This is a genomic window from Mesorhizobium sp. CA8 (assembly GCF_020164955.1).
Lineage (GTDB): Bacteria > Pseudomonadota > Alphaproteobacteria > Rhizobiales > Rhizobiaceae > Mesorhizobium.
The window spans coordinates 258373-280599 of sequence record NZ_JAIUHG010000001.1; the positions used below are offsets into that span (position 1 = coordinate 258373).

Consider the following 22227-nt stretch of genomic DNA (forward strand, 5'->3'; position numbering starts at 1 on the left):
AAAAATGAAAAAGCCCCCGGAGGCGGTCACCTCTGAGGGCTTGATTTCAGCGTGCGATCAGAAAGCTTAGACCGAATAGTACATGTCGTACTCGACCGGGTGCGGGGTCATTTCGAAGCGCATGACCTCGGCCATCTTGAGCTCAATATAGGAGTCGATCTGGTCGTCGTCGAAAACGCCGCCGGCCTTCAGGAAGCCGCGGTCCTTGTCGAGGCTCTGCAGCGCTTCGCGCAGCGAGCCGCAGACGGTCGGGATCTTCTTCAGTTCCTTCGGCGGCAGGTCGTAAAGATCCTTGTCCATCGGCTGTCCCGGATGGATCTTGTTCTTGATGCCGTCGAGGCCGGCCATCAGCATGGCGGCGAAGCCGAGATAGGGGTTCGCGCCCGGATCGGGGAAGCGGACCTCGACCCGCTTCGACTTCGGCGACGAGCCGAACGGAATGCGGCAGGAAGCCGAACGGTTGCGCGCCGAATAGGCGAGCAGCACCGGCGCCTCATAGCCCGGCACCAGACGCTTGTAGGAGTTGGTGAGCGGGTTGGTGAAAGCGTTGATCGCCTTGGCGTGCTTGATGATGCCGCCGATGTAATAGAGGCAGCTCTCCGACAGACCGGCATATTCGTTGCCGGCAAAGGTCGGCTTGCCGCCCTTCCAGATCGACTGGTGCACATGCATGCCCGAGCCATTGTCGCCAAACACCGGCTTCGGCATGAAGGTGGCTGTCTTGCCATAGGCGTTGGCGACCTGGTGCACGACATATTTGTAGATCAGCATCTTGTCGGCGTTGCGCACCAGCGTGTCGAACTTGATGCCGAGTTCGTGCTGGGCGGCGGCAACCTCGTGGTGATGCTTTTCGACCCGCACGCCCATCTCGGCGAGCACAGTCAGCATTTCCGAACGCATGTCCTGGCAGGAATCGATCGGCGGCACCGGGAAATAGCCGCCCTTGATGCGCGGGCGGTGGCCGAGATTGCCTGTCTCGTAGTCGGTGTCGTCGTTGGAGGGCAGCTCGGTCGAGTCGAGCCGGAAGCCGGTGTTGTAGGGATCGGCCTTGTACTTGACGTCGTCGAACACGAAGAACTCGGCCTCCGGGCCGACATAGATCGTGTCGCCGATGCCCTCCGACTTCATATAGGCTTCGGCCTTCTTGGCGGTGCCGCGCGGATCGCGGTTATAGGCCTCGCCCGAGACCGGATCGAGGATGTCGCACAGGATGACCATGGTCGACTGCGCGAAGAACGGGTCCATGTGGACGGTGTCGGTGTCGGGCATCAGCACCATGTCGGACTCATTGATCGCCTTCCAGCCGGCGATCGAGGAGCCGTCGAACATGACGCCGTCGGCGAACATGTCTTCCTCGACCTCGACGACATCCATCGTCACATGCTGCAGCTTGCCCCGCGGATCTGTGAAGCGCAGGTCGACGAATTTCACGTCGTTGTCCTTGATCTGCTTCATGATGTCTTTGGCTGTCGTCATGTTGTTTTTTCCCTGTGTGATGACGTCTGGAATGGGGTGAAGGTCAGATGGCGTCGATGCCGGTCTCGCCGGTGCGGATGCGCACGACTTCCTCTATGTTGGAGACGAAGATTTTTCCGTCGCCGATGCGGCCGGTCTGCGCCGCCTTGCGGATGGCCTCGATGGCGCCTTCGACGGCCTCGTCGCCAAGCACCACCTCGATCTTCACCTTGGGCAGGAAGTCGACGACATATTCGGCGCCGCGATAAAGCTCGGTGTGACCCTTCTGGCGGCCGAAGCCCTTGGCTTCGGTAACGGTGATGCCTTGCAGTCCGGCCTCCTGAAGCGCTTCCTTCACTTCGTCCAGCTTGAATGGCTTGATGATCGCTTCGATCTTTTTCATGTAAAAAGTGGCCTCCACTGCCAAGAAGACGGGTTGTGTGCCCCGCTTGCGCCTTCATCAAGCACGAAGCGTGCCAATCGTCAGGAGTGCAGGCGGTGAGGGGCGTTTTCGAGCCCATGCCGCACATGAATGCAAATTCGCGTCATCCGCTGCATCGCATGCGTCATGGACGCCCAAATCCTATACATCGCCCCTCCTCACGTCTGCGCAAAAAGTGGGCAGACAGCGCAACTTGCAAGCAGAACCCTCTCGGACGCGACCGCATGTGCAGGATAATGCCGCAATCGCGCTGGTTTGCTTCGAACCGAAAACTGGACAATGCTTGATCGCATGGAGATCGGCAATCCCATGCGCAATGAACTTCTATCGCCGGCCGAAATGGCCGAGGCCGACAGACTGGCGATCGCGGCCGGGCCGCTCGACGGCTATCGCTTGATGCAACGTGCCGGCGAGGCGGTCGCTGCCGTCGTGCTGGCGCGCTACCCTGGCGCGAAGAGGGTGCACGTGCTGTGCGGCCCCGGCAACAATGGCGGCGACGGCTATGTCGTGGCGCGGCTGCTGGCCGAGGCCGGCGTCGATGTGGCCCTGTGGACATCGGGCAAACCGCGTGCGGGCAGCGACGCCGCGCTTGCGGCGGCTGATTGCGCTCTGGAGCGGCACCCGCTTTCGGCCTTCACCGCGGAAGCCGGCTCGCTGGTCGTCGACGCGATCTATGGGGCGGGCCTGTCGAAGCCTCTCACCGGCGACGCCAAAGGCGCGGTCGACGCCGTGACCAGGCTGAACCTGCCGGTTATCGCGATCGACCTGCCTTCGGGCGTTTCCGGCGAAAGCGGCCAAATCCTCGGCTCGGCATTTAGCGCGGCCGTTACGGTGACCTTCGCGCGAAAAAAGCCTGGGCACCTGCTTCTGCCTGGCCGTGAGCGATGCGGCGAGATCGTGTTGGCCGACATCGGCATTCGTGACGAGATCATCGACGCGATTGCGCCGCAAGCCTTCGAGAACCGGCCTAGGCTCTGGATCGCGAACTTCCCCGCGCCCGCCGTCGACACGCATAAGTACAGGCGCGGCCATGCAAGCGTCTTTTCAGGCGGACCATCCGCGACGGGTGCGGCGCGCCTCGCAGCGCTTGCGGCCGCAAGGAGCGGGGCAGGGGCCGTCACCGTGCTGTCGCCGGCGAACGCCATGCAGGTCAACGCGGCGCATCTGACCTCGATCATGCTGCGCAAGGTCGACGCGATCGAAGACGTGCACGACCTTCTCGGCGATCGCCGGCCATCCGCCTTCGTTCTCGGCCCCGGCTTCGGCATCGGCGACAAGGCACGCGATTTCACGCTCGCCGCGCTCGCCAAAAACCGCCAGGACGGCGGCGTCGAGGGCCTCGTGCTCGACGCCGACGGCATCACGTCTTTTCGCGACGCGGCCTCGACGCTGTTCGAGGCGGCCGCCAGACCGGACGCGCCGGCGTTGATCATGACGCCGCATGAGGGTGAGTTCGCCAGGCTGTTTGCGGACATTGCCGCCGACAAGGCTTTGTCAAAGCTCACCAAGGCGCGCGAAGCCGCGCTGCGCGCCAACGCCATGATCGTCTACAAGGGCGCCGACAGCGTGATCGCCTCGCCGGACGGCCGCACCGCGATCAACAGCAATGGCGCGCCTTGGCTCGCAACAGCCGGTTCAGGCGACGTGCTGGCGGGCCTCATCGCCGGGCTTCTCGCCCAAGGCATGCCGGCCTTCGAAGCGGCTTGCGCCGGAGTCTGGATCCATGCCGAGGCCGGCAGCCGTTTCGGCCCAGGTTTGATTGCCGAAGACCTGCCGCTGGCGATGGTGCCGGTCCTCCGCGAACTGACGGAATGTGCTGTCCAATGAAGCTGCTGGGCTTCCTTGTCGCCGTCGTTCTCCTCGCGGCTTTCACCACACAGGCGGCGCGCGCCGCCGGTCGCCCGGTCACCATCGTCGACGACCCGCGCGTGCTCGCCGCGCTCGATGCCAAGGGATATGGCTTCGCCGGCCTCTTCGGCGTCGACGGCAGCGACGACCTGAAATACCTCTACGACTCCGCACCGGCCTATCACGCCATCGTCGAAACGGTGGCCGCCGATGTCGCCGCGTTGCGCGCCGACATGAAGGCGGGCGGCCGTACCCTCTACGAAGTCACCGACGGCAATGTCGGCCGCATCATCGACATGCGATGGCTGAAGACGAACGCCGCGCGCTTCCGTTTGGTCGGTGTCGTCAACCGCCTCGACCGGCGCGATTTCCCAGCGCTTGGCAACGAGACGAGCTGCGGGGAGGTGCGGTTCATCTATCGCCTGGCCTACAGATTCAAAAAGAACGGCAAGCAACTGGCCTCGCGCCTGCCGTTCAACTTCAGCGCCATATACCGTGTCGCTCAAGACGCCGACGGCGGCTGCGTGGGCGCTGCCGGCCGCTGGACGCCGCAGCTCGACGAGGCGGTCGATGCCGGCTGGCTGGCCGGCGGGCCGCTCGAAAAGGCCTCGCTATCTTTCAAGCAGCTCGAGCTCAACGCGCAGGTGGTGCGCTTTCCTTCCGGCCAGGAAACCGAGTTCGGCGGCCAGGCCGCTTACCTGATGCGCATCTTCAGCATCGATGGGGCGACGGTCGGCGAGAAGCCTTTAGAAAATACGCCGGACACGGCCCGGCTTGCCGAGGACGCCGATCTGAAGGCGCGGCTCGCCGACTATGTCCGCGCCAATGCCGCGGCGGTCGATATCGGCGTCTACGAAATCCCGGATCAATTCCTCGCCCGAAAAGTCATCTCCTGGTCGACCTTCGGCAGCGTAAGGCAAGCGAATCATCCGTTCACCCCGCTGTTCGACGCAAAGGAGTTCGCCGGGCTCGACTATTCGAAGTTTTCCTTGGCGCGCACGCCGGACGCTTTGGTCGAGCGGCTCGACAACGGTGCCTGCCAGGGCTGCCATCAGGCGGGCTCAACTGCCGGCTTCCATTTCATCGGTCTCGACGACGCCACGACCTCGCCGCTCAACCGCATCGAAGTCGGTATCTCGCCGCATCTCCACGCCGACATCCCGCGCCGCGAAGCGTGGCTCAAGGCGACCGCCGAGGGCAGGGAGCCCAATCGTTCTCGCCCGCTCTCCTTCGCGCCGCCCGCCGCCTGGAAAGATACCGGCGAGCCCGTCTATGCGCCGGCCGAAACGGCGATGCCATGCCTTATGCCGGAAGACGCAAGCCGCTTCGGCGGCACCTGGCAATGCGGCGCCGGAACGGTCTGCACACCGATCGCGACCGCTTCGGGGGTGAGGACCAAACTGGCGCAATGCCTGCTGCCTAAAGACAGTCCCGCGATGTTTTCGGGCCATCCTTGCCTCGCCGGCTCGATCGCCAGCAACGTGACGCAGCCGTTCAACGACCGCTACAAGATCAGCGGCCAGTTCGCCGCTCCCGCGCCGTCGATCTCGCGCACCGCCTATACCTGCCGGCCGCCGAAGATCGGCGTTCCGGGAGGCTTCGCGTATCGCGCCTGCGATGACAAGGATCGCGCCTTCGCCGCCTTCAAGCCCGGCAAGCCGATGCCCAGCGAAATCTGCGGCCTTGTCGGCGGCAAGAAGTTCGACATCTGCGTGGCCACCAACAATTTCGACCAGTGTTTGGGCGGCGCGGTCAACCGCGGCAACCGTCCAGCCTGCTCGGCCGAGCATTTCTGCCGCGAGGACTATATGTGCCAGTCGCTGCCGCCGGACACGCCGGGCGCGGCCAAGGTCAAGGGCATCGGCTTCTGTTCGCCGACCTATTTCATCTTCCAGATGCGTATCGACAACCATGCCACGCCGTGGACGACCACAGCGCGCGCCGGCATGGACGCCGGCTTCGGCGCGGCAGCCGAAGAATAATAGGTCAGGCAACCTAGCTGGGGCGCGGCTGCCTCACGGCGTCGGCCAAAGCGGCAAGAACGCGTTCCTCGCTGACACCGCGTGTGTCCTGGACCCAGCTCGGCGTCGAAATCGGCGGCTCGAGATAGCGCACCTGGTCGTTCACCGGTCCGGTCTCATAGGAGCGGTTTGATCCGAAGATAAGCACGCATGGTCCGCCCAAGGCCGCGGCAGCATGGCAGAGCCCGCCATCGACGCCAAGAAAGACCGTCGAGGCGGCGATCTGGCATATGGCGTCGGTCAGTTGCGGCGTCGATGTGAAATCCACCGCCTCCGGAAGCGCTGCCCGGATCTGGGCGGCGGCCTCGCGTTCGCGCGGGCCGCCGATGAGCCAGACCGACCAGCCGCGCCGGGCGTGATCCTGCGCTACCGAGATAAACCGCTCCGCCGGCCATGAACGGAAATTGCTGAAAGCCGAGGTGTAAAGCGCCAGCGCCGGCCGTGCCGGATCGATTCCATGCCGGACGCGCCAATCGGAAAGTTCCTCGGCTGAAACCGCTATTTGCGGCGCAGGCAGGCGCATGTGATCGCCAGGCTTCTCGCCCAGCATCGCGATCGCGCAGACTTGCTCGAACAATCTCGTCTTGCGCGGGCCGAACGCCACGAAGCTCTTCGGCCAGCGGGCGGGCAGGCGGTTGATGATGCCGAACTGGAATTCGCGCGGATAGCCGATACGCTCCGGTATGCCGGCCAGCCATGGCACAAGCGCGGCCTTGGTGCTGCTGGTGAGCATATAGGCCGCCTGGTAGTTCTCCTTGCGGATTTCGCGCGCCAGACCTGCGCGCTCTTTCAGCCCGGGCTTCCAGTGCTTCTCAACGACCCAGGTCTTGCGGATATGCGGCATCAGCCGCGCCAGCGGCGCGGCAAGCGGCGAGGTGGCGACGTCGATCGGGTGCCCAGGGAACTTCTCGGCAAGTATCCGGATTGCCGAATGGCAACGGATGAAATCACCGATCGCCGGCAAGCAGAAGACGAGGATGGGACGCAACAAGCGCTACCTTTTCGATCCGGAACGGCCGCTGCCAATGGCGAGCATGACGGTGATTTGTCACGGAAGCGCTTCGCCATCAAGGATGCGGGCATAGAGTTCCAGATAGGCTTTTGCCGTTTTCTCGATCGGGAACCTGTCCGCGGCAGACTGCCGGCATCGCTGCGCCGGCAGGCCTCCGACCTCGCCAAAACCGCGCCCGAACTCCTCGTCGGTCTCGAAGAAGCGGCCGGTATCCGCGTCGACGGTTTCCACGAGCGCGCCGCGCGGTGTGGTGAGCACTGGCGTGCCGCACAGCATGGCCTCGACCTGCGCCATGCCGAACGGCTCCTCCCAGGAGATCGGGTTGAGGAATGCCTTCGATTCACCCAGCAGGCGCAATTTGTCCTGGCCGTCGACCATGCCGTGAAAGCGGTAGCGCGCGGAAAGGCTCTTGAAAAAGACGCCCTCGCGACGTGTCTTGCTGCGGCCGAGCAGCTTCCAGCGCGAGCCGCCGGCGATATCGAGGGGGAAGTCGAATTTTTTCGCCAACTCCACCGCCCGGTTCAACCCCTTTCCGGCCCGCGCGATGGCCGCCATGAAAAACAGATGGTCGTTCTTCGACGGTGCCGTGCGATAGGCGTCCACCGGAAAGCCGTTGTAGACGAAGGTCTTGCGGCCATGCAGCTCCGCATGACGGGCGCTGAGGAAGCTCCAGTTGGGCTGCGGCCGCGGATAATCCGGAAGATGACCGTGCTCGGTGTTGAGCGTCGGAAAGGGGACCTCGACCTTCCAGGCGTGGAGATGGACGATCTGCGTGTCGCGTGGGATCGCCGCCCGGCATTCGGCATCGCTGATCGCATGCCTGACCTCGCATAGTGGATGCGACGATCCCGGCGCGGCGATCAGGACTACATGGTGCCCGAGCCTGACCAGTTCGGTGATCAGCCATTCGACCTGGCGCTGTGTGCCGCCATACCCCTTCGCTGGAATAAGGCTCTGGGCTGCAAGGGTTATGCGCATTTCTTGTCGGTGCAGCTTGTCACAGCGGGATGTTGTCGTGCTTCTTCCAGGGGTTCTGCATGTCTTTGTTGCGCAGCATGCGCAGCGCTCGCGCGACGCGGCGGCGGGTCGAATGCGGCATGATCACCTCGTCGATGTAGCCGCGTTCGGCTGCAACGAAGGGCGACAGAAAGCGATCTTCGTAAGTCTTTGTATGGGCGGCAATTTTCTCCGGATCGCCGATATCCTTGCGATAGATGATCTCGACCGCGCCCCTGGCGCCCATCACCGCGATCTGCGCTGTTGGCCAGGCATAGTTCATGTCGCCGCGCAGATGCTTCGAGGCCATCACGTCATAGGCGCCGCCATAAGCCTTGCGGGTGATGACGGTGATCTTCGGCACGGTCGCCTCGGCATAGGCGAAGAGCAGCTTGGCGCCATGCTTGATCAGCCCGCCATATTCCTGCGCGGTGCCCGGCAGGAACCCAGGGACATCGACGAAGGTTACGATCGGAATCGAAAAACAGTCGCAGAAGCGCACGAAGCGCGCAGCCTTGCGGCTGGCGTCGGAATCGAGCACGCCGGCCAGCACCATCGGCTGGTTGGCGACGAAACCGACTGTGCGGCCTTCGACCCGGCCGAAGCCGGTGACGATGTTCTTGGCAAAACTCTGCTGGATCTCGAAGAAATCGCCTTCGTCCGCGACCTTCAGGATCAGCTCCTTGATGTCGTAAGGCTTGTTGGCGTTGTCGGGGATCAGCCGGTCGAGCGACAGGTCATGATCCGTCACCGACTGGTAGCATTCGATCTCGGGAATCTCGGCCGTGTTCGATGCCGGCAGCAGGTCGACCAGCCGGCGCATCTGCAGCAGCGCCTCGACATCATTGTCATAGGCGCCATCGGCGATGGAGGATTTGGTGGTGTGCACGCTTGCGCCGCCGAGGCTTTCCGCGGTCACCGTCTCGTTGGTCACCGTCTTTACCACGTCCGGTCCGGTGACGAACATGTAGGAGGTGTCGCGCACCATGAAGATGAAATCGGTCATGGCGGGCGAATAGACGTCGCCGCCGGCGCAGGGACCCATGATCAACGAAATCTGCGGAATGACGCCGGATGCCAGCACATTGCGCTGGAATATCTCGGCATAGCCGCCAAGCGCGGCCACGCCTTCCTGGATGCGTGCGCCGCCGGCATCGTAGAGGCCGATGATCGGCGCGCGATTGCGCAGCGCCATCTCCTGGACCTTGATGACCTTTTCGGCATGGGCTTCCGACAGCGAGCCGCCGAACACGGTAAAATCCTTGGCAAAGATATAGACCGGGCGGCCGTTGACGGTGCCCCAGCCGGTGACCACGCCGTCGCCGGCGATCTTGGTCTTCTCCATGCCGAAATCGGTCGAGCGGTGCTCGACATACATGTCGAACTCCTCGAACGAGCCCTCGTCGAGGAATATCTCGATACGCTCGCGAGCGGTGAGCTTGCCCTTCTTGTGCTGCGCCTCGATGCGGTCCTTGCCGCCGCCCATGCGGGCAGTCTCGCGGCGGCGCTCGAGTTCCTTCAGCACGTCCTTCATTGCCGGTCCTCAAAACCAATAAGTAAATTTGTGGTAATCGCGCGGGCAGGGGAGCGCAAGCACCCCTGTTTTGCTGCATTGCAACATGGAGCCCTTGCATTTCGGAACGAACTCAGCCATATGCAGCGGCATAGGCGCTTGGGCTGGGAAGAATCCGGCCTTCTCGACGAATGAGACTGGTTGCGTCTGTTTTCCCTCTTTCCGGCAAATCGGCCCTGGTCGATCGGCAAGCTGGCGAAAAAGCCCCGCGGCATGATGCTGGCGGGCACGACAGCGCAGCCGCGCGGACGATTGTCCGCCGCCTTGTCGTTCCATGACAATTATCCGACGGCAGGTTGCGCCCTGCCGCCATTGATGTTTGCGGCCACAAGGTCGCGTGAAAGAAGAATATTTTGACCAACGAAAACACAGCGGAACTGAACGGTTTCGCAGCACTTGGGATTTCGGGCGCGCTGCTCAAGGCAACCCATGCCGCCGGTTTCACCGATCCGAAGCCGATCCAGACGCAGGCGATCCCGCCGCAGATGGAAGGCCGTGACATTTTCGGCATCGCCCAGACCGGCTCGGGCAAGACCGCAGCCTTCGCGCTGCCGATCCTCTCGAAGATCATCGGCCTGGGCACCAAGCGACGGCCGAAGACGACGCGGGCGCTCATCCTGGCGCCGACGCGCGAACTCGCCGTGCAGATCGAGGACACCATCAAGATCCTCGCCAAGGGCGCGCATGTCTCGACCGCGCTGGTGCTGGGCGGCGTCTCGCGCTTCAGCCAGGTGAAGAAGGTTGCGCCGGGCGTCGACATCCTGATCGCCACGCCCGGCCGCCTGACCGACCTGGTGCGCGAAGGCGACCTCATCCTTGCCGACACCAAATGGCTGGTGCTGGATGAAGGCGACCGCATGCTCGACATGGGCTTTATCAATGATGTCAAGCGTATCGCCAAGGCGACCGCGGCCGACCGTCAGACGGTGCTGTTCTCGGCCACCATGCCGAATGAAATCGCCGAATTGGCAAAGGGCCTTCTGAAGAACCCGATCCGCGTCGAAGTCGCGCCGCAGAGCACTGCGGCAGCCGAGATCGTGCAGAGCGTGGTGCTCGCCCGCACCAAGCAGAAGCGCCAGGTGCTGTCCAAGATGCTCGCCGACGAGGCAATGCGCTCGGTGATCGTGTTCTCACGCACCAAGCATGGCGCCGATCGCGTCACCAAGGACCTTGCCCGTGACGGTTTCGAGGCTGCCGTCATCCATGGCAACAAGTCGCAGAACGCCCGGCAGAAGGCGCTCAACGATTTCCGCGACGGCTCGGTTCGCATCCTGGTCGCGACCGATATCGCGGCGCGCGGCATCGACGTGCCCGGCATCAGCCATGTCGTGAATTTCGACCTGCCGGACGAAGCGGAAAGCTACGTCCATCGTATCGGCCGCACCGGCCGCAACGGCAGGGACGGTATTGCGATCACGCTGTGCGATCCTTCGGAAAACGCCAAGCTGCGGCAGGTCGAGCGCATCATCCGCATGAAGCTGCCGGTCGTCGCCGATCATCTCGGCAGCCCGGACCCGCAGCGCGATCCCAGGGAAAAGACCGAGCGTCATTTCGAACCGGCCAATGACCGCGAGCATCACGGCGCCCGCCGCGATGGCCGCCGCCCTGGCAACGGTAGCGACAACAAGCGCTTCGGCGGTCAGCCCCATGGCGAGCGCGCTTCGAAGCCCCAGGGGGAACGCCCGGCTGCGGCCAAGCCGAATGCCTCGAGCAAGCCCGACGGCTTCAAGCGCTTCAAGGGCAATAACAAGCGCCGCTTCGGCGGCAAGCGTCCGGCGAACCGGGCCGCTTGAGCCTGGCAGAATCACGCGAACAGGAACGGCCGGAGCGATACTTCGGCCGTTTTCATTTCACTGTCTGATTTGATTTGCCCCATTTCACTGGGCTGACTGCTGCTGCATCAACGCCTTCACCCACACCACGATACGCTGGGTGAGGAAGGCTGTGGTTTGCGGCGACAGCACATCGCCAGCGATGACGTGATTGTCCGGATCGCCGGTGTCGTCGACCGGCACCAGCTCATGCGGCGCACCCCAGCGCCCGGCTATCTCGCGCGCCCGGTCGGGCCGCACCACCTTGTCGGAATCCGAGAAGATGAAGAGGGCGGGGATTTTCGCTTTCTCGACCGGCGCCTCGTAGGCAAGATTGGTGAGCGCCGCCATCGGCAGCACCGCCCTCATGGGATATTTGGTGGTCCAGAATTTCTCGTGCAGTGCGTTGCGCGCAGGGAGGCTGCGCTCCTTGCCACCGACAAGCTCGGCGATCTGCCGGCCCCAGGGTATGGTGAGCAACTCGGCGCCGGAGGCCTTCACGCCGAAATTCGGCGATATGAATGCGATGGCCGCGACATCGTCGGATGCGCCCGGCTGCGTGGCGGCCCACGCCGCCAGCGCGCCGCCGGTCGAGGTTCCGATGACGATCACCTTGTCGCCGATGGCGCGGCCGATGGCCAAGGCCTCCTCATAGTCGTTGATCCACGCATTGACGCTGCCTTGCGCCATCGCCGCGCCGTCCTGGCCGTGCCCGGTCAGGCGCGTGTAGAACAGGTTGGCATCCAATTCCTCCGCGATATCGTCCGGCAAGGGGCGAACCTCGCCCTTCGAGGCGGAAAAGCCATGGATGTAAACGATGGCTAAAGGCGTCTTGGCGTGGACCATCGGATTCGCCCAGATGATCTCCTTGTCGAGGCCGTCGCGGATGTTGGGCACGGCAGCCTCTTCACGCGCCAGATAGGCCTGCGGATCATCGCCGATCACCGATGGATTGAAATGGATTGTGGTGTCGACCGGCACGCGCGGTCCGAGAAAGAAGCCGGCGACCAGGATGACTGCAAGGCCAAGCACCGCCAGCACGATCCGCCGCCCCATTACAGTCTCCAAGCAATGATTCTCAACCTATGGCCGTACCCGCCGGCAGGCAATCGCCGTTTCGCCGGCTTATGCCGCCTTGTCGCGGGATGGGTTTTTGTCGCCAGGCAGCCTGCGATCGAAATGCAATGGCCGTCCCCACCAGTGGGTGGTGAGCCCGATGACTAAGCGGCCAACCGGCCGCGGCAGCAGGCCGAGCAGCTTCAACGGCCAGCTTATGTGGTACGGGAAGGTGACTTCGAAGCCGCCCTTTCGGATGCCGCGCGCCATGCGACGCGACGCGCGGTGCACAGGCATGAGGCCCGGCATCGGCAGCTTGTTCTTTTCAGTCAAAGGCGTGTCGATGAATCCCGGATTGATGACCTGGACACGGATGTTCATCTTGTCGAAGTCGTATTTCAGCGATTCCGCCAGGATGTTGATCGCGGCCTTGGTGCCGCCATAGGCCGCCGTCGTCGGCCAACCGGAATAGGCGGTGACCGATCCGACCAGAACGACATGGCCGCGCCCGCGCACGCGCATATGCTCGACGACGGGCACCACGCCGTTGACGATGCCGAAATAGTTCACGGCGAAGGAGCGGTGGAAATCACGCACCACCAGATTCTCGCCGGGCGTGGCGATGTAGTTGCCGGCGTTGAACACAGCAAGCACGATCGGCCCCATCTGTTCCTCGATCGCGGCGGCCGTGCGCGCCATGCCGTGCTCGTCGGTCACGTCGCAGGGAAAGGATCTCACATGTCCCGACATTTGCGCCGTTTCGACGATCAGCGTCTCGGCCGGATCGTTTGGCAGCGACGTCACCGCCACGGCATAGCCTTGATTGGCGAGATCCTTGGCAAGTGCGCGCCCAAGCCCACTGCTGCCGCCCGTGATCCAGGCGACACCGTCTTTCGGATTGGCCCGGTAGAGTGTCATGGGGTGTCCTGCGGATGTTCCGGTTTGCTCTAGCGGCGGAGAAATCAGTTGAAAAGAGCGGTTTTGCGCCTGGCGTTGAAATGATTGCAAGCATTGCACCATCCGGAATGCGAATGGACCAGGCAAAATCTTGCCTTGAAACCGCGGCGTCCGGTTTTTAGGGTCTCGCCGCACACATGAAGGAATCCCGCATGCCCCGTTCTGTCATCGAAGCGATCGGCAACACGCCCCTGATCCGACTCAACAAGGCTTCGGAGGCGACCGGCTGTGAGATTCTCGGCAAGGCCGAGTTCATGAATCCGGGGCAATCGGTGAAGGATCGGGCCGGCCTGTTCATCATCCGCGACGCCGAACAGCGCGGGCTGCTCAAGCCAGGCGGGCTTATCGTGGAAGGGACTGCTGGCAACACGGGCATCGGTTTGACGTTGGTCGCCAAGGCACTTGGCTACCGCACCGTCATCGTCATCCCCGACACGCAGAGCCAGGAAAAGAAGGATGTGATCAAGATCCTGGGCGCGGAGCTTATCGAGGTGCCCGCCGTGCCCTACAAGAACCCAAACAATTACATAAAACTGTCCGGCCGGCTTGCCGAGCAACTGGCGCGCTCGGAGCCTAACGGCGCGATCTGGGCCAATCAGTTCGACAATGTCGCCAACCGCGACGGTCATATCCGCACGACGGCCCAGGAGATCTGGGCTCAGACCGACGGCAGGGTCGATGGCTTTGTCTCGGCCGTAGGCTCCGGCGGCACGCTCGCCGGCGTCGCGCTCGGCCTCAAGGGCAAGAGCAAGGACGTCAAGATCGCACTCGCCGATCCGCTCGGCGCCGCGCTCTACAGTTTCTACACCAGTGGCGAGTTGAAATCGGATGGCAACTCGATCACCGAGGGCATCGGGCAGGGCCGCATCACGGCCAATCTCGAAGGCTTCACGCCGGACTTCTCCTACCAGATCCCGGACGAGGAAGCGTTGCCCATCATTTTCGACCTGATTCAGGAAGAGGGGCTCTGCGTCGGCGGCTCGACCGGCATCAACATCGCCGGCGCCATCCGGCTGGCGCGAGAGCTCGGACCCGGCCACACCGTCGTGACGATCCTTGCCGACTACGGCACGCGCTACCAGTCCAAGCTCTTCAATCCAGAGTTCCTGCGCGGCAAGAATCTTCCGGTGCCGGGCTGGATGGAAGAGAAAGTCAACATTTCCGTGCCGTTCGAAAAGGTAGCATGATGGCGCACAAGACCGAGGCGCTGTTTCGCGACGACGCCTATCAGAAGACGGCCGAGGCCGAGGTCGTCGCCATCAACGATCGTGGCGGCATCCTTCTCGACCGCACGATCTTCTATGCAACGTCCGGCGGGCAGCCGGGCGATACCGGCATGCTCGAACGTGCAGACGGCGGCCGCATCGCGATCGCAGCCACCATCACCGGCGAGACCAAGGACGAGATTATCCATGTGCCGGCCCCCGGGCAGACGCTTCCCGCGGTCGGCGAAAGGCTGAAGCTTCTGATCGACTGGGAGCGGCGGCACCTCCTGATGCGCATGCACTCCGCCTGCCACCTGCTGACCGTGGTCTGTCCGTTTCCGATCACCGGAGCGGCGGTCGCGGAGGACGACAGCCGCGTCGATTTCGACATTCCCGACGCCAGCTTCACCAGGGAGGATGTGACGGCTCGGCTGATGGAGCTGGTGCGCGCCGACCATCCGATCCTCACTCGACTGATCACCGACGAGGCGCTGGCCGCCAATCCCGGCCTTGTCAAATCGAAGAACGTCCGCCCGCCGGTCGGCACCGGCAAGATCCGCCTGGTCTTGATCGGCGACAACGGCTCGATCGACAGCCAGCCATGCGGCGGAACGCATGTGAGGTCGACCGGCGAGGTCGGCGACATACATATCGGCAAGATCGAGAAGAAAGGCCGCGAGAACCGGCGCTTCCGCATCCGCTTCGGGCCGATGCCGGCGAACTGACGCTCGAAGAGATAGAGCATGATGTCGCCCGAAAACCGCTTCACACTTTTAGGCATCATGCTCTAAAGCGAGGCGGGGCAGGAGAACAAAATGGCGCAGGACAGTCCCTTCATCGTCGACGCCGACTGGCTGCAGAAGCGGCTTGGCGAGCCCGGCCTCACCATCGTCGACGCCTCCTGGTATCTGCCGGCGCAAAAGCGCGACGCCCGCGCCGAATACGATGCCACCCACATCCCCGGAGCGCGCTTTCTCGACCAGGACGCGGTTTCCGATCCGGATTCGACACTGCCGCACACCTTGGCGTCGCCGCAGCACTTCGCTCAATATGTCGGCGCCATGGGTGTTTCGGCCGACGACACCATCGTGGTCTATGACGGGCCCGGCCTGTTCTCGGCGCCGCGCGCCTGGTGGATGTTCCGCGTCATGGGCGTCTTCCAGGTCTACATTCTGAATGGCGGATTTGACCGCTGGAAGGCCGAGGAGCGGCCGGTGACGGCTGAGCCGACCAAGATCGCGCCGAGTGTCTTCTATGCCGATTTCGACAAGGACCGGGTTGTCGGTCTCGACGAGATGCGCAGGATCGTCGGCAGCCAAGAGAGCCAGATCGCCGACGCACGATCGGCCGGCCGCTTTGCAGGCATCGATCCGGAGCCGCGGCAGGGCGTCCGTTCGGGCCATATGCCGGGTGCGCATAATGTCCCGATCACGGCGCTTGCCGAGAATGGCGAATTGCTGCCGAAGGATCGCCTGCGCAAAGTCATCGAGGATGCCGGCATTGACCTCTCGAAGCCCGTTGTCACGTCCTGCGGCTCGGGCATCACGGCGGCGGCGATCACGCTGGCGCTGGAGACGCTCGGCCATACCGACAACCGGCTTTACGATGGGTCCTGGACTGAGTGGGGCAGTCTCAGCGACACACCGGTGGTGACGGGGAAAGAATGATGGAAAACGGCGCGCTGCAAGATATCGATGTCACGGTCACGTTCCTGGAGATGCATGCGGCGCCGGCGGTTTCGCCGCCGATCCCCTACAATCGCCAGATCGCGCTGCTGAAGACGAAAGATATTCCGCTCCATTTCTACCGCTATTTGATGGATCGCGTCGGGCGCAAATGGCACTGGGTTAATGTGCTGAGGCTGAGCGACGAGGAGCTCGCCGCCGGCTTGCATCGCGAGGACCGCGATATCCGCGTGCTCTATCTCGACGGCGCTCCCGCCGGCTTCTTCGACCTCAAGCCGCATCTTCCGGACGAAGTGGAGCTCGCTTATTTCGGCATGATGGAGCATGCGCATGGCCAGGGCATCGGCCGCTGGTTCCTTGGCGCCGCGATCTCGGCGGCCTGGTCGCATGGGCCAAGGCGCGTCACCGTGCAGACTTGCACGCTCGACCATCCGGCGGCTCTGCCGCTTTACCAGAAGCTCGGCTTCACGCCGGTGGCCCAGAAGAAGGAGGTCGTGCATCCGCTGACCTTCGCTGAGCGCTCGGCCAGTGTCATGCGAGACTAGAGCGATTCCAGGACTGGTGAGAAACGGTTCCGCCAGTCAGGAATCGGGTGGGAGGCAGTGTCACCAAGGCATAATTTCCGGAGATCGACACCGGAGATTTGCCATGACCATCCAGTTCAAAGCCTTGCCGACCGAAGCCGTGCGCGCCTTGCAGCGGGGAGGGCCCGATGCCTATGGCCGCAGCCCGGAGCACCGCATTTCCGACGGCGACGGCGTGCCCTGCAGGCATTGCCTCAGGAACGTCGCCGAGGGTGACGGCTATCTGATCGTTGCCTACCGGCCATTTCCGGAACTGCAGCCCTATGCCGAAACCGGCCCGATCTTCCTTCATGCCGACGAATGCAAGCGTGCCGCCGACGGGGACGCGCTGCCGGAAATGCTAGAAGGCAGCGACTATATCGTCAGGGGCTACGGCAAGGACGATCGCATCGTCTACGGCAGCGGCGCGGTCACACCGACGGGCGACATCGCAGCTCGCGCGACAGCACTGCTCGAGCGCGACGACATCGCCTATATCCACGTCCGGTCGGCGCAGAACAATTGCTATCAATGCCGCATCGAGCGGCCATAATCCAAAAAGAAGCCCGCCGATGGTCAGGCGGGCCGTTGGAGGGTCTGACAGAAGCTGCGGCAAGCGCTGTCCGGGCCGGACTTGTCCGACTCGGCAAGCAGCAGGCCGCCAGTAACGCCGCGTGTCTTGGCGTCTTTCCTGTCGGGCGAATGTGAAGCATTTCACACAAGGAGCATAATGGCCGGGGAAGATGAAACCCGCGCCTTCCAAGACTGTCGTATTCCCGTCGTACTACTGCGCTAAACAGTGATCGTTGAGGATTGTCGACCGCGGATGGACCGGCGACAGATCGCGACATCGAGGAAGCGGGGCTTTTGCTCCGCTTTTTGTTGCCCGGATTCGGTCACGGATTAAGTCTTACGCGAAAAAAGCCCGCCGGAATGACCCGGCGGGCACGACAGGAGGAAGTAGCCGGATGTCAGGCGGCAAGGACCGCCTTCGGCTCGACCATCTCGTACCCGAGCGCCTCGGCGACGGCGCGGTTGGTGATCTTGCCCTTGTGGACATTGAGGCCGTTGCGCAGGTGGTGGTCGTCGACCAGCGCCTTGAGGCCCTTGTCGGCGAGCTGCAGGCCAAAGTGCAGCGTCGCGTTGTTGAGCGCATGCGCCGAAGTGACCGGCACGGCGCCGGGCATGTTTGCGACGCAATAATGGATCACGCCGTCGACCTCATAGGTCGGATCGGCATGCGTCGTGGCATGCGAGGTCTCGAAGCAGCCGCCCTGGTCGATCGCGACGTCGACCAGCACTGAGCCCTTCTTCATGCCGGAAAGCATTTCGCGGGTCACGAGCTTGGGCGCTGCGGCGCCCGGAATCAGCACGGCGCCGATGACGACATCAGCCGAGAAGCATTCTTCTTCCAGCGCTTCGACGGTCGAGTAGCGGGTATGGACGCGGCCGCCGAAAATGTCGTCGAGCTGGCGAAGGCGTGGGATCGAGCGGTCGATGATGGTGACATCGGCGCCGAGGCCGGCAGCCATCTTGGCCGCGTGCAGGCCGACGACGCCGCCGCCGAGCACGGTGACCTTGCCGGGCAGCACGCCGGGCACGCCGCCGAGCAGCACGCCGCGGCCGCCATTAGCCTTCTGCAGCGCCGTCGCGCCGGCCTGGATCGACAGGCGGCCGGCGACTTCCGACATCGGCGCGAGCAGCGGCAGGCCGCCGCGATCGTCTGTCACGGTCTCATAGGCAATCGCGGTGATGCCCGAAGCGAGAAGACCTTTGGTCTGCTCCGGATCCGGAGCCAAATGGAGATAAGTGTAGAGGATCTGGCCGTCGCGCAGTTGGACCCATTCGTTGGGCTGCGGCTCCTTGACCTTGACGATCATGTCCGACTTGGCGAACACGTCGGCGGCCGTCTTGGCGATGGTGGCGCCGGCGGCGCGATAGGCGTTGTCGTCGGCACCGATGCCGGCGCCAGCACCGGTCTCGACCAGCACTTCGTGGCCATGCGCGACATATTCGCGGACCGAGCCGGGCGTCATGCCGACGCGGTATTCATGGTTCTTGATTTCCTTGGGGCAGCCGACACGCATCTTTCTTCTCCTGTCCGCGCCTTTTCAAGAGGCGCTCTCCCTGTCACTCGCGCATGCCATCGGCTCCGAACGCGGAGGTGGACACGCAGTAATGGCAGTCAATCACGAATCGTTCCGTATGTGTTTGCGAATGCACTTGCAGCAATGGTCGCTCTTCGATAATCGTTGCGTAAAACGGCTGAAAATTCGCAGGAACCACGAAAAATGCGGCTCGACAGGATTGATATCGCCATTCTAGAGACTTTGCAGAAGGATGGCCGGATCCCCAATGCGGCGCTTGCCGAGAAGGTCGGCCTTTCCCAATCGGCTTGTTCGCGCAGGCTCGACAATCTGGAGAAGTCCGGAACCATCCGCGGCTACCACGCGCGGCTGTCCAATTCCGCGCTCGGCCACCAGATGACGGCGATCGTGCACATATCGCTGTCGGGCCAATTCGAGAAGACGTTGTCGGATTTCGAGGCAGCGATCAAGCGCTGCCCGAATGTGCTCTCCTGCCATTTGATGTCGGGCGAATACGACTACATCCTTCGCATCGCGGCGAAAGATCTTGTCGACTATGAGCGCATCCACAAAGAATGGCTGTCGGCCATGCCGCACGTGACCAAGATCAATTCGTCCTTCGCGCTGCGTGAGATCGTCGATCGCACGGCGGTTGGGCTGCGGCCCGAGATGGCTTAGGCGCTGGCCTCCGTCACCACAGTCGTCATCGGAATGTCGTGCGGCTGCGGGTAGATGGTCGCGATGCGCTGCAATTCGTAGCCGACGCCGATGACCAGAGGCCTGAACGGCATCGCGGCCAGCGTGCGGTCGTAGAAGCCGCCGCCATAGCCCAGTCGATATCTGCCGGGATCGATGCCGACGATCGGCGAGATCACGATGTCGGGCAGCACCGGATCGCCTTCGGCCGGGATCGGAATGTTCCAGACGCCTTTTTCCAGCCGGTCGCCCGGTCTATAGGCGCGAAAGACCAGCGGCTGTCCCTTCTCGATGACGACAGGGAGCGCAGTGCGGCCGCCGCGCTCGTTGATCGACGCCATCCAGCCGCGCAGATCCGGCTCGCCGCGAAACGGCCAATAGAGGCTGACCATCCGGCCGTCTATGTCGCCGATCAGCGCGTCAATGCCTTCCGCGATGCGTGCCGACATGGCGGCGCGTGCGTCGGCTGAAACGGCGAGGCGGGCATTGATAAGCCGCTCGCGCTCGGCCTTGCGCCATCGCCTGACATCCGTCCAGTCGGAGAGCGGCTCCCGATATTGCGGGTCGAGTTCATGCATGAAGCAGGGCGGCGATGCGTATTGGGCCGGCCCGTCGTCGCGATTATCAGCCATGATAGGGTCCTGTAATGCTGTCTCACGCTATACCTGTGGCGGGGCGCGCTCCATGTGCATTCACGACGCCACGCGACGACTCTGGGGCATGTTTCCTGCCCGGCAAGATGTTGTTGCAGTGCACAAAATACTTACATCTCGGTGTGGTAGCTTTTACGTCGCGAGGTGGATGAGATGAGCGAAGCCAAGCATCATGTCGTGGTCGTTGGCGCCGGGTTCGGCGGGCTCGAACTTACCCGCGCATTGTCTGGCGCCCCGGTGCGCATCACCATGATCGACAAGCGCAATCACCACCTTTTCCAACCGCTGCTTTACCAGGTGGCGACGACGTCGCTGGCGACCTCGGAGGTTGCCTGGCCGATCCGTCATCTGCTGCGCAGGCGCAAGGACGTGACGACGCTTCTCGGCAATGTCACCGGCATCGATCGCGCCGCCAAGCGCGTGCTGCTCGAGGACGGCAGCTCGATCCCCTACGACACGCTGGTGCTCGCCACCGGCGCGCGCCACGCCTATTTCGGCCATGACGAATGGGAGCCGTTTGCGCCGGGTCTGAAAACGCTTGAGGATGCCACGACGATCCGGCGCCGTATCCTGCTCGCCTTCGAGCAGGCCGAGCGCGAAACCGATCCGGCCAGGCGTCAGGCGCTGCTGACGCTGGTCATTGTCGGCGGCGGGCCGACCGGCGTCGAGCTCGCCGGCACCATTGTCGAGCTTGCAAATGACACGTTGCGCGGCGAGTTCCGCAATATCGACACGCGGCAGGCGCGCGTCGTGCTGATCGAAGCCGGCGATCGGATCCTGGCCAATTTCGCGCCGCAGCTTTCCGACTATGCCCGCAAGGCGCTGGAACGGCTGGGCGTCACCGTCGAGCTCGGGCGCCCCGTCACAAAGCTCGATGCCGAAGGCGTCGTCTTCGGCGACAAGCGCCTGCCGGCAAGGACGATTATCTGGGCGGCCGGCGTCGCCGCTTCGCCGGCTGCCGAATGGCTGGGAGCGCCGGCCGATCGGGCGGGCAGGGTGATGGTCGAACCGGACCTCACTGTGCCGGGCAATCCAGATATTTTCGTCATCGGCGACACCGCGCATGTGCTGCGGCCGGATGGAAAACCGGTGCCGGGCGTGGCGCCTTCCGCGAAGCAGGAGGGCAAGCATGTCGCCGCGACAATCAAGGCGCGACTTGCCGGCGACACGGCGACGCGTCCCTTCCAGTACCGGCATGCCGGCGACCTGGCGACGATCGGCAAGCGCGCCGCCGCCATCGATTTCGGCTGGATCAAGCTCACCGGCTGGCTCGCCTGGTGGCTCTGGGGCATAGCGCACATCTATTTCCTGATCGACTTCCGCAACCGCCTCGCGGTTTCGCTTAGCTGGCTATGGATTTATCTTACCGGCCAGCGCAGCGCGCGGCTGATCACGCAGGGCGACGACGACAAGAGTTGATCCCCTGGCCGTCGCCTGCCGGCAGAGGAGATGCCTGATGGCCGATCGCGGTTTCATTTCGTCGCCTCACGAGCGTGACTTCGCGCTCATGGGCGCAGGCGCTGCTGGCCGAAAGCCAGGCAAAGGCGGTGAACTGGAAAAACTGCCGTCGCTCCCCCCTCTGGTTCCGCACTTCCACATGCGATAGTTTTAGACATGCGTTATGTGATCGTCATCGCCGCCATCGCCTTCTTTCTGATCTGGGATGGCCTCTACAACCACGGCCACTACCTCGATGTGACCGTGCGGGAAATGTCGCGCATCGCGCGCCTCGTTACTGGGTGAGGCCTTGACGTTTGCGCGCCGGCGGGCGCGACATCGTTGCCGGTTGACGCCCGGGCCTGGCTCCCACAAAAACGCCGCTGAATCGAAGCTCAGGGAGGCTGGCTTGATCCGGCACATCGTTTTCTTCAGCGTGCGGCGCAAGGAAGATGTCGAGGCTGTGCGTTCGGGCCTGCTGGCGCTCGGCAAGATTCCGCACTCCAAGCATTTCGAGGTGACGCTCAACACCAAGGTCGATCTGTTCTCCAACGCGATCGACGTGGTCGTCTATGCCGAGTTCGAGGACGAGGCGGCCCTTGCCGCTTACAAGGCGCATCCGATTTACGCGGATACGACAAACAAGGTGAAGCCGCTGCGCGAACTGCGCTATTCTGCGGATGTCGTGGCCGCTGCCTGAGCGGCAAAGCCGCGGCCAACGGTTCGGTGC

22 protein-coding genes are annotated in these 22227 nt (G+C 63.4%); 12 read left to right on the top strand and 10 right to left on the bottom strand.

Translation table 11 applies throughout. The features are described 5' to 3' along the window. Nucleotides 1-66 precede the first annotated feature (66 nt). Nucleotides 67-1476: a type I glutamate--ammonia ligase gene (glnA, locus tag LB553_RS01585; RefSeq protein ID WP_224509847.1), complete on the bottom strand. Its 1410-nt coding sequence runs from the start codon at nt 1474-1476 to the stop codon at nt 67-69. Between the two features lie 43 nt (nt 1477-1519). Then, on the bottom strand, nt 1520-1858 hold the full coding sequence (locus tag LB553_RS01590; RefSeq protein ID WP_018428041.1) for a P-II family nitrogen regulator: 339 nt from the start codon (nt 1856-1858) through the stop codon (nt 1520-1522). A 348-nt stretch (nt 1859-2206) separates the two neighbouring features. Here LB553_RS01590 and LB553_RS01595 point away from each other — a divergent pair, with 348 nt between their 5' ends. Further along, nucleotides 2207-3724: an NAD(P)H-hydrate dehydratase gene (locus LB553_RS01595; protein ID WP_224510477.1), complete on the top strand. Its 1518-nt coding sequence runs from the start codon at nt 2207-2209 to the stop codon at nt 3722-3724. Next, nucleotides 3721-5727: a hypothetical protein gene (locus LB553_RS01600; RefSeq protein WP_224509848.1), complete on the top strand. Its 2007-nt coding sequence runs from the start codon at nt 3721-3723 to the stop codon at nt 5725-5727. Before LB553_RS01595 ends, LB553_RS01600 begins: the two co-directional genes overlap by 4 nt. A 13-nt stretch (nt 5728-5740) precedes the next feature. Here the strand turns inward: LB553_RS01600 and waaF are convergent, their stop codons facing one another. Genes waaF through LB553_RS01620 form a run of 4 tightly spaced genes read right to left on the bottom strand, consistent with a single transcriptional unit; the run spans nt 5741 to nt 9623 of the window. Next, the gene (gene waaF / locus LB553_RS01605; RefSeq protein WP_224509850.1) at nt 5741-6757 is read right to left on the bottom strand and encodes a lipopolysaccharide heptosyltransferase II; all 1017 of its coding nucleotides are present in this window, start codon (nt 6755-6757) and stop codon (nt 5741-5743) included. A gap of 57 nt (nt 6758-6814) precedes the next feature. After that, entirely contained in the window at nt 6815-7756 is a 942-nt protein-coding gene (locus tag LB553_RS01610; protein WP_224509853.1) for a glycosyltransferase, read from the bottom strand. A 19-nt stretch (nt 7757-7775) separates the two neighbouring features. Further along, entirely contained in the window at nt 7776-9308 is a 1533-nt protein-coding gene (locus tag LB553_RS01615; protein WP_224509856.1) for an acyl-CoA carboxylase subunit beta, read from the bottom strand. A gap of 9 nt (nt 9309-9317) precedes the next feature. Further along, nucleotides 9318-9623 carry a hypothetical protein gene (locus tag LB553_RS01620; protein ID WP_224509859.1) on the bottom strand — a complete coding sequence of 102 codons (306 nt, stop codon included), beginning with the start codon at nt 9621-9623 and terminating at the stop codon, nt 9318-9320. A gap of 77 nt (nt 9624-9700) precedes the next feature. On the opposite strand from LB553_RS01620, the gene LB553_RS01625 reads away from it, so the two are divergent. Continuing rightward, a complete protein-coding gene (locus LB553_RS01625) occupies nt 9701-11140 on the top strand; it encodes a DEAD/DEAH box helicase (protein ID WP_224509862.1) in 1440 nt (479 codons plus the stop codon). An 84-nt stretch (nt 11141-11224) separates the two neighbouring features. Here the strand turns inward: LB553_RS01625 and LB553_RS01630 are convergent, their stop codons facing one another. Continuing rightward, nucleotides 11225-12214 carry an alpha/beta hydrolase gene (locus LB553_RS01630; protein ID WP_224509863.1) on the bottom strand — a complete coding sequence of 330 codons (990 nt, stop codon included), beginning with the start codon at nt 12212-12214 and terminating at the stop codon, nt 11225-11227. Between the two features lie 69 nt (nt 12215-12283). Next, nucleotides 12284-13132 (bottom strand): SDR family NAD(P)-dependent oxidoreductase, encoded by an 849-nt coding sequence (locus LB553_RS01635; protein WP_224509866.1) that lies wholly within the window; start codon nt 13130-13132, stop codon nt 12284-12286. A gap of 191 nt (nt 13133-13323) precedes the next feature. Between LB553_RS01635 and LB553_RS01640 the strand changes: the two genes are divergently transcribed. The 5 genes from LB553_RS01640 (at nt 13324) to LB553_RS01660 (ending at nt 17177) form a co-directional block, all read left to right on the top strand. Next, nucleotides 13324-14358, top strand: coding sequence for a cysteine synthase A (locus LB553_RS01640; protein WP_224509869.1), 1035 nt, complete (start codon nt 13324-13326; stop codon nt 14356-14358). Then, nucleotides 14358-15101, top strand: coding sequence for an alanyl-tRNA editing protein (locus LB553_RS01645; RefSeq protein ID WP_224510481.1), 744 nt, complete (start codon nt 14358-14360; stop codon nt 15099-15101). Before LB553_RS01640 ends, LB553_RS01645 begins: the two co-directional genes overlap by 1 nt. 90 nt (nt 15102-15191) lie before the next feature. Next, nucleotides 15192-16043, top strand: a complete 852-nt coding sequence (gene sseA / locus LB553_RS01650) for a 3-mercaptopyruvate sulfurtransferase (RefSeq protein WP_224509872.1) — start codon at nt 15192-15194, stop codon at nt 16041-16043. After that, a complete protein-coding gene (locus LB553_RS01655) occupies nt 16043-16606 on the top strand; it encodes a GNAT family N-acetyltransferase (protein WP_224509875.1) in 564 nt (187 codons plus the stop codon). Before sseA ends, LB553_RS01655 begins: the two co-directional genes overlap by 1 nt. 103 nt (nt 16607-16709) lie before the next feature. Then, nucleotides 16710-17177: a DUF1203 domain-containing protein gene (locus LB553_RS01660; protein WP_224509878.1), complete on the top strand. Its 468-nt coding sequence runs from the start codon at nt 16710-16712 to the stop codon at nt 17175-17177. A 418-nt stretch (nt 17178-17595) separates the two neighbouring features. Here the strand turns inward: LB553_RS01660 and ald are convergent, their stop codons facing one another. Next, complete coding sequence (ald, locus tag LB553_RS01665) at nt 17596-18711, bottom strand: alanine dehydrogenase (RefSeq protein WP_224509881.1); 1116 nt, start codon at nt 18709-18711, stop codon at nt 17596-17598. A gap of 204 nt (nt 18712-18915) precedes the next feature. Here ald and LB553_RS01670 point away from each other — a divergent pair, with 204 nt between their 5' ends. Further along, nucleotides 18916-19389: an Lrp/AsnC family transcriptional regulator gene (locus LB553_RS01670; RefSeq protein ID WP_040982960.1), complete on the top strand. Its 474-nt coding sequence runs from the start codon at nt 18916-18918 to the stop codon at nt 19387-19389. On the opposite strand, the gene LB553_RS01675 is transcribed toward LB553_RS01670, so the two are convergent. Next, nucleotides 19386-20039: a 5-formyltetrahydrofolate cyclo-ligase gene (locus LB553_RS01675; RefSeq protein ID WP_224509884.1), complete on the bottom strand. Its 654-nt coding sequence runs from the start codon at nt 20037-20039 to the stop codon at nt 19386-19388. The two genes, LB553_RS01670 and LB553_RS01675, sit on opposite strands and share 4 nt — an antisense overlap. A gap of 174 nt (nt 20040-20213) precedes the next feature. On the opposite strand from LB553_RS01675, the gene LB553_RS01680 reads away from it, so the two are divergent. The 3 genes from LB553_RS01680 (at nt 20214) to LB553_RS01685 (ending at nt 22197) form a co-directional block, all read left to right on the top strand. Then, entirely contained in the window at nt 20214-21479 is a 1266-nt protein-coding gene (locus tag LB553_RS01680; protein WP_224509887.1) for an NAD(P)/FAD-dependent oxidoreductase, read from the top strand. 195 nt (nt 21480-21674) lie between these two features. Further along, the gene (locus tag LB553_RS30415; protein ID WP_263483876.1) at nt 21675-21803 is read left to right on the top strand and encodes a hypothetical protein; all 129 of its coding nucleotides are present in this window, start codon (nt 21675-21677) and stop codon (nt 21801-21803) included. 103 nt (nt 21804-21906) lie between these two features. Further along, nucleotides 21907-22197, top strand: a complete 291-nt coding sequence (locus LB553_RS01685) for a Dabb family protein (RefSeq protein WP_224509890.1) — start codon at nt 21907-21909, stop codon at nt 22195-22197. The last annotated feature ends 30 nt before the right edge of the window (nt 22198-22227 follow it).